Annotated in this window: 12 protein-coding genes and 1 pseudogene; 9 read left to right on the forward strand and 4 right to left on the reverse strand. The window is 63.7% G+C overall.

From position 1 onward, the window contains the following. The 3 genes from VNW74_RS05925 to VNW74_RS05935 are packed head-to-tail and all read right to left on the reverse strand — an operon-like array spanning position 1 to position 2,165. The gene (locus VNW74_RS05925) at positions 1 to 348 is read right to left on the reverse strand and encodes a hypothetical protein (protein WP_325675667.1); all 348 of its coding nucleotides are present in this window, start codon (positions 346 to 348) and stop codon (positions 1 to 3) included. Then, positions 338 to 1,612 carry an aromatic ring-hydroxylating dioxygenase subunit alpha gene (locus VNW74_RS05930; RefSeq protein WP_325675668.1) on the reverse strand — a complete coding sequence of 425 codons (1,275 nt, stop codon included), beginning with the start codon at positions 1,610 to 1,612 and terminating at the stop codon, positions 338 to 340. Before VNW74_RS05930 ends, VNW74_RS05925 begins: the two co-directional genes overlap by 11 nt. 4 nt (positions 1,613 to 1,616) lie before the next feature. Continuing rightward, a complete protein-coding gene (locus tag VNW74_RS05935) occupies positions 1,617 to 2,165 on the reverse strand; it encodes a carboxymuconolactone decarboxylase family protein (RefSeq protein WP_325675669.1) in 549 nt (182 codons plus the stop codon). 251 nt (positions 2,166 to 2,416) lie between these two features. Between VNW74_RS05935 and VNW74_RS05940 the strand changes: the two genes are divergently transcribed. The 4 genes from VNW74_RS05940 (at position 2,417) to VNW74_RS05955 (ending at position 6,974) form a co-directional block, all read left to right on the forward strand. Continuing rightward, positions 2,417 to 3,718 carry an amidohydrolase family protein gene (locus tag VNW74_RS05940; protein ID WP_325675670.1) on the forward strand — a complete coding sequence of 434 codons (1,302 nt, stop codon included), beginning with the start codon at positions 2,417 to 2,419 and terminating at the stop codon, positions 3,716 to 3,718. Between the two features lie 72 nt (positions 3,719 to 3,790). Further along, positions 3,791 to 4,957: an acyl-CoA dehydrogenase family protein gene (locus tag VNW74_RS05945; RefSeq protein ID WP_325675683.1), complete on the forward strand. Its 1,167-nt coding sequence runs from the start codon at positions 3,791 to 3,793 to the stop codon at positions 4,955 to 4,957. After that, positions 4,957 to 6,171, forward strand: a complete 1,215-nt coding sequence (locus tag VNW74_RS05950; protein WP_325675671.1) for a CaiB/BaiF CoA-transferase family protein — start codon at positions 4,957 to 4,959, stop codon at positions 6,169 to 6,171. Before VNW74_RS05945 ends, VNW74_RS05950 begins: the two co-directional genes overlap by 1 nt. Then, complete coding sequence (locus VNW74_RS05955; protein ID WP_325675672.1) at positions 6,168 to 6,974, forward strand: enoyl-CoA hydratase/isomerase family protein; 807 nt, start codon at positions 6,168 to 6,170, stop codon at positions 6,972 to 6,974. The genes VNW74_RS05950 and VNW74_RS05955 overlap by 4 nt, the downstream gene beginning before the upstream one ends. A gap of 39 nt (positions 6,975 to 7,013) precedes the next feature. Here VNW74_RS05955 and VNW74_RS05960 read toward each other — a convergent pair whose 3' ends face one another. After that, the gene (locus VNW74_RS05960) at positions 7,014 to 8,432 is read right to left on the reverse strand and encodes a PE-PPE domain-containing protein (protein ID WP_325675673.1); all 1,419 of its coding nucleotides are present in this window, start codon (positions 8,430 to 8,432) and stop codon (positions 7,014 to 7,016) included. A 189-nt stretch (positions 8,433 to 8,621) separates the two neighbouring features. Between VNW74_RS05960 and VNW74_RS05965 the strand changes: the two genes are divergently transcribed. The 5 genes and pseudogenes from VNW74_RS05965 to VNW74_RS05985 all read left to right on the forward strand — a co-directional run. Continuing rightward, positions 8,622 to 9,767 carry a thiolase family protein gene (locus VNW74_RS05965; RefSeq protein WP_325675674.1) on the forward strand — a complete coding sequence of 382 codons (1,146 nt, stop codon included), beginning with the start codon at positions 8,622 to 8,624 and terminating at the stop codon, positions 9,765 to 9,767. An 11-nt stretch (positions 9,768 to 9,778) separates the two neighbouring features. Then, a complete protein-coding gene (locus VNW74_RS05970) occupies positions 9,779 to 10,927 on the forward strand; it encodes an acyl-CoA dehydrogenase family protein (protein ID WP_325675675.1) in 1,149 nt (382 codons plus the stop codon). Positions 10,928 to 11,027: 100 nt separating this feature from the next. Further along, the gene (locus tag VNW74_RS05975) at positions 11,028 to 11,633 is read left to right on the forward strand and encodes a TetR/AcrR family transcriptional regulator (RefSeq protein WP_325675676.1); all 606 of its coding nucleotides are present in this window, start codon (positions 11,028 to 11,030) and stop codon (positions 11,631 to 11,633) included. Next, positions 11,630 to 12,136, forward strand: coding sequence for a hypothetical protein (locus VNW74_RS05980; protein WP_325675677.1), 507 nt, complete (start codon positions 11,630 to 11,632; stop codon positions 12,134 to 12,136). The genes VNW74_RS05975 and VNW74_RS05980 overlap by 4 nt, the downstream gene beginning before the upstream one ends. A 130-nt stretch (positions 12,137 to 12,266) precedes the next feature. Continuing rightward, a pseudogene (locus VNW74_RS05985) lies at positions 12,267 to 12,431 on the forward strand (cytochrome P450); the annotation flags it as partial.

Genomic DNA, 12,431 nt, shown 5'->3' on the forward strand with positions numbered 1-12,431 from the left:
TTAAATCACCGGCTCCCGGATCAGCTCGACCCAGGCCGCACCGCTGTCGGGCACGCGCGGTTGCTTCCACGCTTCGATCGGAAACGACACCATGATCAGCGACTGCATCAGGTGCATGAGCGTCTGTGCATCCTCGGGCAGATCATCCAGCGGGTACTTGTCGCAGTAGTCGATCACGTCGTTCAGGCGAGGGAACGCCACGTCGTAGAAAGCCTGCATCTCGGCCATCGACGAGGCCAGCCGCTTGGCGTACCGCTCGGGTTCAGTGGCCAGATCCCACTCCAGATACGGCTCCAGCTCTGCGAATTCGGCGGGCAGCTTAGTTGCCGTGGCCTTGTTAATGGCCATTGTGGCTGTACTCCTTTACGTAGTCACCGGTCACTTTGTGCAGATGCCGGAGCAGGATTTCCTGATCGCACAGCAGAAAGTCTTTGACGACCTTGCTGCCGATCATCGTCTGGGTCGCTTCGAGGGTGTTGGAATCCTGCAGCGCATACTCCTTGAACGTCACCGCGGCCAACTCGTGGGCAAGGCGTTCCCGCGCGTTTCTCGGTGGAACGAAATACAGCGTGCACTCGAAGATGTGCTTGTCGACGGCGGTCGGCCAGTAGTGGTAGGTCAGGAACCAGCCGGGCTCCCAGATCAGCAGCATGAAGTTCGGGAAGAAGTGCCACGAGTCAATTCCCCACTGCGGTATCCGCTTTGGGTTGACGCCCGGAGGCAGCTCGGCAAGCTTCTCGATGACCTCCGGCTTGTCCCAGGGACCGAACAGCCCGCTGCGCAGCACCTGGTCCATCGGCTTGACCATCGACATGTCCGCGGGCGGCGCCTGGCCGCCCCAGGTGGAGATCATCCCGTGCGGGCTGGCCAGCTCGTAGTGCAGCGCCTCGAAGCCGTACTTCATGATCTTGGCGGCTTCTTCTTTGGTGTACTGCCCCTGGTGCAGCACCGGCGCGTGGTAGAACTCGGCGAACGCGTCGATGAACAGCTTCCAGTTGCTACCGACCTCCGCGCGGTACGAGTAGTACTCCGTCATCTCGCCGAACGGGTAGCCCTCGATGCCCTTGGCCAGCGGGCCCAGGTAGTCGGCGAGCGGCTTGGCGTTCTGGTCGAGGTTGATGAAGATGAAACCCTCCCACACCTCGCAGCGGACGCCGACCAGACCGTACTGGCTCTTGTCGACGTCGAAGAACTCGTCCTCCTGCTGGATGAAGGTCAGATCGCCGTCGAGGCTGTAGCGCCAGGCGTGGTACTTGCAAGTGAACTGCCGACAGGTGCCCGAGGTCTCCTCGTGTGGAAAATCGTTCCACACCAACTTGTTTCCGCGGTGGCGGCAGACGTTGTGGTAGGCCTTGATGGACCCGTCCTTGGTCTTGACGATGATCACCGACATGCCAGGGCCCGCCGACGGTAGCTCTTTGGTGAAGTAACTGCCGGTGCGCGGCAACCGCTCCACCCGACCGACGTTAAGCCACGTCCGCTTGAAGATCGCGTCGCGCTCGGCCTCGAAGAACGCCGGATCGATCGAGTCCGTGTAATCGACTGGTGCGGTGCCCAGTTCTGGGTAGTTTTCGGTCCAGCTACCGGCAGCCGGCTTGGCGAAATGTGGCAATGTTCTACCTCTCTGTCCGGGCTGTTTGGTCGTGTTCGACCTCGACGCCAAAAGTGTTCAGGGCCATCGCAAGTGCGATATAGCCACCGGTCGTGAAGATCAAATCCATCCGCTGCCGCTCGTCGAGCCGGTCACCGAGAGCTGTCCAGGTCTGGTCCGAGAGGTTGGTCTTCTCATCGAGCTCATCGACGGCGGCCAGTACCGCGCGATCGAACTCATCGCTCGGATTGCCCGATTGCACCGCCTCGACGTCGGCGTCGGACAGCCCCACGTCCTTGCCGATGTCCACATGGTGCGACCACTCGTAGGCGCAACCGCGCCGGTGTGCGACCCGCAGGATGACTTGCTCGCGGATGCGTGGCGGCAGTGTCGACCCGTAGAGCAGGTAGCTGCTGAAACGGAGATACGCACGCGTCAACTTCGGATGGCGTACCAGGGTCGACAGCACGTTGCCGGCGTCGCGAGGATTGCGCCGCTCCTCCGGCAGCATGCCGGAGACCGCATGCCGGGCAGCGTCGTCCCACTGGTCCGCCGGCAACGGGGACAGACGCATACGGCCTCCTCAGTTAGGAGAATCATATTCTCATATTTGACCAATAGGTTTCCACGAACTCGCGGATTGGTCAATGTTTCGGATTCGACCAGCGGAAACGTCATCCTCACGTGTGGGGCGCGTTAGTGCGCCGACCGGACCCCGGTCGCCGTCGGAGTACCTTGAAGATGTTGATTCTCGCGATCAGAGAAGATAATTTTCATACTTGAGAGAACGGGCCGCCGAACGACCCCCGACGAGAGGAACGGCCAGTGAACAAAGACGACATGATTTTGATCAGCGTCGACGACCACACCGTCGAGCCACCGGACATGTTCAAGAACCACCTGGCTAAGAAGTACGCCGACGACGCGCCGCGGCTGGTGCACAACGCCGACGGCTCCGACTGCTGGCAGTTCCGCGACACCGTGATTCCCAACGTCGCGCTCAACGCGGTGGCCGGACGCCCGAAAGAGGAATACGGACTGGAACCGCAGGGCTTGGACGAGATCCGGCCGGGCTGTTACAACGTTGACGAGCGGATCAAGGACATGAACGCCGGAGGCATTCTGGCCTCGATCTGTTTCCCGTCGTTCCCGGGGTTCGCCGGACGCCTGTTCGCCACCGAGGATCCAGAGTTCTCGGTGGCGCTGGTGCAGGCCTACAACGACTGGCACATTGACGAGTGGTGTGGTGCCTACCCGGCACGGTTCATCCCGATGGCGATACCGGTGATCTGGGATGCCGAGGAGTGCGCCAAAGAGGTGCGACGGGTGGCCAAGAAGGGCGTGCACGCACTGACCTTCACCGAGAACCCGGCTGCGATGGGCTACCCGAGTTTCCACAACGAATACTGGAATCCGCTGTGGAAGGCGTTGTGTGACACCAACACCGTGATGAACGTGCACATCGGGTCCTCGGGCAGGCTGGCGATCACGGCACCCGATGCGCCGATGGACGTGATGATTACCCTGCAGCCGATGAACATCGTGCAGGCCGCCGCGGATCTGCTGTGGTCGCGGCCGATCAAGGAGTATCCGGACCTCAAAGTCGCGCTGTCGGAGGGCGGTACCGGGTGGATCCCCTACTTCCTGGAGCGGGCGGACCGGACCTACGAGATGCACTCGACCTGGACGCACCAGAACTTCGGCGGCGGCAAGCTGCCCAGCGATGTCTTCCGCGAGCACTTCCTCACCTGTTTCATCAGCGACAAGGTGGGTGTGGCGCTGCGCAACATGATCGGCATCGACAACATCTGCTGGGAAGCCGACTATCCGCACAGCGACTCGATGTGGCCGGGTGCGCCCGAGGAATTATGGGAAGTCCTCTCCGCCAACAACGTACCGGACGACGAGATCAACAAGATGGCCTACCAGAACGCCATGCGCTGGTACTCCTTCGACCCGTTCAGCCACATCACGGAGGCGCAGGCCAGCGTCGGCGCGCTGCGCAAAGCCGCTGAGGGCCACGACGTCTCGATCCGCGCCCTGAGCCATCACAAGGACGCCAGGTCGGGTTCGTCGTTCGCGGAGTTTGCGGCCAGTGCGAAAAATCTGACCGGCAACAAGGACTGAATCGCTACCGGGGATGCAACTTCGCTGGTGCCTGAACTGATCGAAGGAGATTGAGCAGTGCCCGGCGGTGGGATGAACTTCGAGCTGACCGACGACCAGCAGCTGATCCGCAAGTCGGTCGCGGAGCTGGCGTCGAAGTTCGACGACCACTACTGGATGGAAAAAGACCAGGCACACGAGTTTCCGCACGACTTCTATCAAGCGATCGCTGGCGGCGGCTGGCTGGGGATGACGATCCCGGAGGAGTACGGGGGTCATGGCCTCGGTATCACCGAAGCCACGCTGCTCGCCGAAGAAGTGGCCAGATCGGGCGGCGGGATGAACGCCGCCAGCTCCATTCACCTGTCGATCTTCGGCATGCACCCGGTGGTGGTGCACGGCTCCGACGAGCTCAAGGCGCGCACGTTGCCGCGGGTTGCGACCGGCGAACTGCACGTGTGCTTCGGAGTCACCGAACCCGGTGCGGGCCTGGATACCTCACGCATCACGACGTTCGCCAAGCGCGACGGAGACCACTATGTCGTCAACGGCCGAAAAGTATGGATCTCCAAAGCGCTCGAGTCGCAGAAAATCCTGCTCCTCACTCGTACGCAGCGCTACGACGACGTCACCAAGAAGACTGACGGGATGACGTTGTTCCTTACCGACCTGGACCGTAGCCGGGTGGACGTCCGGCCGATCCGCAAGATGGGGCGCAACGCGGTCAGCTCCAACGAGTTGTTCATCGACGACCTGCATGTTCCGGTCGAAGATCGAGTTGGCGAGGAGGGCAAGGGCTTTCAATACATCCTCGACGGCCTCAACCCGGAACGAATGCTGATCGCCGCCGAGGCATTGGGCATCGGCCGGGTTGCGCTGGACAAGGCGGTGAAATACGGCAACGAACGGCATGTGTTCGACCGGCCGATCGGGATGAATCAGGGTATTCAGTTCCCGCTGGCCGACTCGCTTGCCCGACTTGACGCCGCCGAGTTGATGCTGCGCAAAGCCACCTGGCTCTACGACAACGGCAAACCGTGCGGACGCGAGGCCAACACCGCGAAATACCTGTGCGCCGACGCCGGTTTCACCGCCGCCGACCGTGCGCTGCAAACACACGGCGGCATGGGCTATTCCGAGGAGTACCACGTGTCACGGTACTTCCGGGAAGCCAGGCTGATGAAGATCGCGCCGGTCAGCCAGGAGATGATCCTGAACTTCCTTGGCTCGCACGTGCTCAAATTGCCGAAGAGTTACTGATGATCAACGCGGGGCCGCTGACGGGAATCACCGTGGTGGCCTTGGAGCAGGCGGTCTCCGCTCCGATGTGCACGCGGGTGCTAGCCGACTTCGGTGCACGCATCATCAAAGTGGAGAACCCCAACGGGGGAGACTTTGCCCGGCATTACGACGATGTCGTCAACGGGCTTGCTGCGCACTTTGTTTGGGCTAACCGGGGCAAGGAATCGGTGACGCTCAACCTGAAAACCGAAGCCGGGCTCGATATTCTGCGTCGGCTTCTCGACCGTGCCGATGTGCTGGTCTCCAACCTCGCCCCGGGGTCGACCGCCCGGCTGGGCATCGCGGCGGCGGACCTGGCCGAACGCCACCCGGACGTCATCGCTGTCGAAATCGACGGGTACGGCCCTGGTGGGCCGCTCTCCCACAAGAGGGCCTACGACCTGCTTGCTCAGGCGGAATCCGGCGCATGCGCCGTGACCGGGAGTCCCGGCGCACCGGCCAAACCCGGCCCACCGATGGCAGACATCAGCACCGGGTTGTATTCGGCGCTATCGATATTGGCTCTGCTGTATTCCCGTGACGTCGGGTCGGCCCCTGGCCGGCACGGAAACACAGTCGCGGTCAGCTTGTTCGACACCATGACCGATCTGATGGGTTACCCGCTCACCTATACCCAGCATTCCGGTGTCGACCAGCAGCCGTTGGGAATGAGCTCGCCGGCGGTGGCGCCGTATGGCGCCTACCGCACCGCGGACGGCCAGACCGTCGTGCTTGGTACGACAAATGACGCTGAATGGCAACGACTTTCGCGGCAAATCCTGGAGCGTGACGACCTTGCCGACGATCCGAGGTTCGCCAACAACGCCGGTCGCTGCAATCACCGGGACATTCTGAACGACGCCATTGGTGCCTGGTGCGCGGTGCACGACTTGGCCCATGTACAGAAGACGGCGGATGCCGCGGGGATCGGGAATGCGCGGTACAACCTGCCGAGCGAGGTCCTGGTGCACCCGCAGCTGACGGCCCGGGACCGGTGGCGGCAGGTCGACACGCCGGCCGGCCCGATTCCGGCCTTGTTGCCGCCGCCGGTGATCTCCGGCTACCAGCCCGCCATGGGCGCGGTGCCAGGTCTCGGGCAGCACACCGACTCGGTGCTCGCCGAGCTCGGCGTCGCGCCCGACGACATTGCCGCGTTGCGCGCGCAACGCGCCATCGGGCCCGCCTACCCGTGACGTCCGAGAAATCCCTGCTGTGCTGTGACCGCGACGGTGTGCGAACGCTGACGCTGAACCGACCGCATCGCAAGAATGCGATCAATCGCGACTTGTGGATCGCGTTGGCCGAGGCGCTCGCCGCCGCCGGCAAAGACAGCGGGGTACGCGCGGTGGTGATCACCGGCGCCGGCGACGCGTTTTCTTCCGGTGCCGACATCTCGACGCCCGACGACAGTCATCCAGTGCACAAGTTGCAACGGCTGACCGACGTGGCGCTGGCGCTGCATGAGCTGCCGAAGCCGACCATCGCCAAAGTGACCGGTGTGGCCGTCGGCGCCGGATGGAACCTGGCGCTGGGGTGCGACCTGGTCGCGGCCACACCGGAATCAACGTTCTCACAGATCTTCGCCAGGCGTGGATTGTCGGTGGATCTCGGCGGCTCTTGGTTACTGCCGAAAATCGTTGGCCTGCAACAGGCCAAGCGACTGGTGCTGCTGGCCGAGACCATCGACGCCGCCGAGGCGTTGGCGCTGAACCTGGTGACCTGGGTGGTATCCGCCACGGAGATCGACGATTTCGTCACCGACATCGCCGACCGGCTGGCCGCCGGTCCGACGATTGCGTTGGCACAAAGCAAGGCGTTGCTGAACGAGGGCGCCGACCGGACCCTGCGTGATGCGCTCGCGGGCGAAGCCCGCGCGCAGGTCGTCAATTTCGGCACGGCCGATTCACGGGAGGCGTACGCCGCGTTCGCCGAGCGGCGAGAGCCGTCGTTTACCGGCCGATGGGCGGTAACGAGATTGGAGCACAAAGACGCCTGAACGGTCACCGTCGAAGCAGCGGCGCTCTGAGCGTCACGGTCAAAGCAGTGCTCCTAATAGCGCCAGAGGCAATATTCCGATGTCGGCGGCGATCGGGATGCCGATAGCGTCAGCGAGGTTTCCGTCCGCAAGTTCGGACGTGAAGACGTTGTAGTCGATTTCGGGAAGGCTGACCAACAACGCGGTGGCTACGTCCAACGGCGGGAAGCCGGTGTGGGGCGGGAAGGTATCGAAAAGATCCTGCAGGGTCGTGGGTACCGGTGAGAGGACTGAAAGCTGGGTACCGGGCAGAGCTTCCGCGAACGTCACAAGTTCGTCGACCCAAGAGGGCAACGAGTACACGTAGTTGCTCGGATCGATCAGATCATTGAAAGCGGCGGACACCCCTTGCTCGAAGCCGTTGATCAAAGCTTGCGGGACCTGCTCTAGCACACTGGAGCTAGGGAGAAATCCCAAGGTTGTGGGCACATCCGCATCGCCCTGGCTCCAGCCACCCGAGTAGTTGTCGGCGACGTCGCCGTAGCCCAGGTTCACCAGAACCGACAAGTCCGGTTCGAGTAGATCGACCAGCGGCTGGCCGATGAAGGGGATCAGTTGTAACGGATCCAGCAGCGGCAGAGTGTCATCCGGGATCATGTAGTAGTTGGTCAGGGTGTCGGCCGCCGACGTTGGTAGTTGAATGGCGTCCTGGATCTGCTCGGACGTGAGGCCGAGGTAAGTGGTGTGCTGGAGGGCGATACCCAACAACGCGTTGATATCAGACAGTGGGTCGATCGGGTACTGGGGGAAGTCGGCGAAACCGTCATATTCCTGCGTGTAAACGTCGGTCGGGTAGAGATCAGACGATGTTGCGCCGCTGAAGGTGATGCCCATGCTGGGGATGCTCGGCTGCGTATCGGCGGGCAGGTCGAAGCGTTCCAGCAGGCCGCCGTTGGGCGCGTTTACATCACCGACTAGGACGAAGTGCACGTCGTCGCTGGGTACATTTTGGCTCGCAAGTTCCGGCATGATCAGCGACTCGATCCCCGCGCTTTGGGAGTAGCCGAAGACGTCGACAGGGTTCGCGGCGTCCACGTTTCCTCCGGCGATCTGGCTCAAGATCGCGGCGTCCAGGATCTGTTGTCCCTGAGCCTCCGAGTCGTCCAACGTCTCTGTGAAGGGACCCAAAAACGGGTACAGAGCTTCCGGAGTGGTCACGATCTGCGTCGTGCCGGTGAAGTCGCGCGGCGCCAGATAGTCGGTGTCGACGACATCTGCATACGGTTGACCGGGCGTCGCGAGGCCGCTGCCACCCAGGATTAGCGCCGTGCCATCCCCGAGCGGGGAATCTGCGGTGTCACCGCTGATGAGCTGCACCGCGCGGACTTGGACGGCGGGCATCGGCATCACCATCTGGGGGATCGCGATCAGGCCGGCGCCCGCAATGGTGACACCGAAGAGGCTGTGCAGACGACGCATTGAGGCTCTCCCCTTGATTCCACCGCGGTGCGGAACAGTGATCAAAATAGCAACATGTCGATCGATCTGAAACAGTGCTAAGGGCGGCCACCGAGGTGCTGCGTGGCCGCCAACGCACCCGGATCGTTCGTCGAGCGGCCAGAGTCGTCGTTTACTGTCGATGGGCAGTATCGAGATCGGAGCAGAAAGATGCGTGAAACAGTCATCGTCGAAGCGGTGCGGACACCGGTCGGCAAGCGCAACGGCGGGCTGTCGAGCATGCACGCCGCCGACCTGTCGGCTCTGGTGCTCAACGAGTTGCTGCAGCGCACCGGCATCGCCCCGGAGATCGTCGACGACGTCGTGTGGGGCTGCGTGTCGCAGGTCGGGGACCAATCCAGCAATATCGGTCGTTACGCGGTGCTTGCCGCGGGCTGGCCCGAGAGCATCCCGGGCACAACGATCAACCGCGCGTGTGGTTCCAGCCAGCAGGCCCTCGACTTCGCGGCGCAGGCGGTGATGTCCGGCCAGCAGGATGTCGTGGTGGCCGGCGGTGTGGAGGTGATGAGCCGGGTGCCGCTCGGTGCAGCGAGGGCCACCGGAATGCCCTACGGGCCCAAAGTCCTTGCCCGCTATGGAGATTTCTCCTTCAACCAAGGGCTCTCGGCCGAGATGATCGCCAAGAAGTGGGGGTTTTCCCGCACCAGGCTCGACGAATACTCCGCGCTGTCTCACGAACGGGCTGCCGCGGCTCAGGACAACGGTGCGTTTGACGAGCAGATCGTCCCGGTCTTCGTCGACGACACCGCGGTCACTGCCGACGAGGGTGTGCGGCGGGGGACCACCGTCGAGAAACTGGCCGGGCTCAAGCCGGCGTTCGTCGACGACGGGGTCATTCACGCCGGGAACTCTTCGCAGATTTCCGATGGCGCGGCGGCGTTGTTGGTGACGACGCCGCAAACCGCGCTCGAGCTCGGGTTGACCCCGCTGGTGCGGTACCGGGCTGGGGCGGTAACCGGGGCGGACCCGGTGCTGATGCTCACCGGTCCCATTCCTGCCACCGAGAAGGTGCTGACCAAGGCCGGTGTCTCGCTGGCCGAGGTCGGTGTGTTCGAGGTCAACGAGGCGTTCGCACCGGTGCCGCTTGCCTGGCTTGCCGAAACCGGCGCCGACCCGGACCGGGTCAATCCGCTGGGCGGAGCCATCGCTCTTGGTCACCCGCTTGGCGCGTCGGGCGCGGTCTTGATGACCCGGATGGCACATCACATGCGGGACAACGGGATTCGCTACGGATTGCAGACCATGTGCGAAGGCGGCGGCACGGCCAACGCCACACTTGTAGAACTGGTTGCCTGACAGGGGAGTTCATGCGTCGAGATTTGTTCACCGAAGATCACGAGGCATTCCGGGAGCTGGCGCGCGACTTCATCGAGAAGGAGGTAGTGCCCGCCTATCCAGAGTGGGAGAAGGCCGGGCGGATGCCGCGTGACGTCTTCACGCGTATGGGTGCGCTCGGGATGCTCGGGATGGCGATCCCCGAGGAGTACGGCGGCGCCGGCATGCCCGACTACCGCTACAACGTCGTGCTGCAGGAGGAGGCCGCGCGGGCACTGGTGACGCTGTCGACGGTCCGCACCCAACTCGAGGTGATCCTGCCGTACTTCCTGCACTACGCGAACGAAGAACAGCGCAAGCGCTGGTTCCCCGGCCTGGCCGACGGGACGTTGCTCACAGCCGTCGCAATGACCGAACCGGGAACCGGGTCGGACCTCGCGGGTGTGCGCACGACGGCGGTGCGTGACGGTGACCATTGGATAGTCAACGGCGCCAAGACATTCATCACCGGCGGCATTCAGGCCGACCTCGTGATCGTCGTCGCCCGCACGTCCACCGACCCCGAGAACCGGCGCAAGGGTCTGACGCTCCTCGTCGTCGAGGACGGGATGGAGGGTTTCACCCGCGGCCGCGAACTGGAGAAGATGGGCTGCAAGGTCCAGGACACCGCCGAACTGTCGTTCGTCGACGTCCGTGTCCCCGTCGAGAACGTTCTCGGCAAAGAGGGCGAGGCTTTCGGCTACCTCGGCCACAACCTGCCGCAGGAACGTCTGACGGTGGCGGTCGGATCGGTGGCGCAGGCGCGCTCGGCGATAGCCGCGGCGATCGACTACACCAAGAACCGCAAGGCTTTCGGGACTCCGGTGGCTTCGTTCCAGAACACCAAGTTCGAGCTGGCCGCGTGCTCGACGGAGGTGGAGGCCGGCCAGGCAATGCTGGACCGTGCGGTGGCGCTACACGTCGCCGGCGAGCTGTCGGCCCCCGACGCCGCACGCGTCAAGCTCTTCTGCACCGAGATGCAGGCTCGCGTCGTGGACCGTTGCCTGCAGCTGTTCGGCGGCTACGGCTACATGATGGAATATCCGATCGCCCGGCTGTACACCGATGCGCGGGTGGCGCGCATCTACGCGGGAACCAGCGAAGTGATGAAGGTGATCATCGCCAAGTCGCTGGGTTTGTGAGGTCGCGTAGGGGCGGCAAACACCATCGGATGAGACCCTTGTCACAGTCGCTCAACCAACCTACTGTGTGTTCAGTTGGTTGGTTGGACGAAGGAGTCCGGTGCCCGAGACACGGCCGTACGACTCGCTGCGCGCCAAGGGCGAGGACCGCAAACAGCGGATCCTGGCCGTCGCGCAGCGGCTGCTGACTCGCAACGGGTGGCGCAACACGACCCTTGCCCAGATCGCCGGCGATGCGGGCGTCAGCCCCGCCGGCCTGCTGCACCACTTCGAATCCAAAGAACAACTGCTGCACGCGGTGCTCGACGTCCGCGACGCCGACGACGACGCGCATGCGGACCGGGCCGGCGACCTGATCTCGGAAATCGCCGCGGTCGCCGAGCGGTTTCACCGGTCACCCGAACTCATCGGCACCTTTTCGGTGCTGATGGCGGAGAACGTCGACCCGAACGCCCCGTTGCATGACCGTCTGGTTGGGCGGTACGAGGGTGCGGTCGACATCATCACAGAGCTCATCCGGCGCGGTCAGCGGTCCGGCCAGTTTCGGATGGATATGGATATCACGGTCAAGGCGGTCCAAATCCTCGCCTTCATCACCGGAATGGAGACCACATGGTTGCTCAATCCTTCGATACCACTGACCGAGGTCTTCAAGGAGTACTCGGAGTCGTTGGCTCGGGACATGGCACCGCCGAGCCCGGTGTGAGATACCGGCTGGACGTGGTCGCCGCGGACGTCGCCGACGTGGTGAAGTTCGCCGGCGGGTGGCTCTTCGACCGGGCGATGGCCGGATGGGATGTCACCGTGCTGGTCGCCGGTCATCCTGACGAGCGGCCGCTGCAGATCCTCGGCGTCCAGATCGTCGACCTCGAGCACGCACTCGCGACGGCGGGGGAGCGGCCGGCTCCCCAGACGCTGGCGGCCGCAGCGGACCTCTTCGGCTGCGATTCCCGCGTCCGGCAGGGCGTCGTGCAGGCCCTCGACCAGGGCGCCACCGAGGTCACCTTGTGGGGTGAGACGTGGCCAGCCGAGCTAGACGACAGCGTCGGCCTGGTCGAGCACCGGCTGAGCGCCGCGGCCCAGGCGTTCAAAGCTCAGGCCCTGGCGGCCGCCGCGATCCCGCAGGCTTCGACTGGGCTGGTCGAGACGTTCCGCAGCCGGGTGATGCCCTTGCCGTCGGTCGAGGCTGATCTCATTCCGGCCAGCTAGCTCGCGGTCGGCGCGCTCCAACCCCTGCGCGTTCACGCCGCGTTGACGTCGCGGCATGCTCTGTGGAAATCTGATACTCAAAGCTGAGAGGAACGTTCTCATAGCGGAGATTGCCGATAAGGAGGAGCAGATGGTGAACGAATTCACCGAAATGGATTTCTTCCGCGGCAGCGAGCTCATCGCGGACCCATACCCCTATTACGAGGCGCTGCGGCAGCAGTGCCCGGTGACCCGGGAGAAGCACCACGACGTCACCATGGTGACGGGCTGGGAGGAAGCCTGCGCGGTCCTCAAC

The sequence above is a fragment of the Mycobacterium sp. genome (genome assembly GCF_035570115.1).
In the GTDB taxonomy this organism is placed as follows: Bacteria; Actinomycetota; Actinomycetes; order Mycobacteriales; family Mycobacteriaceae; genus Mycobacterium.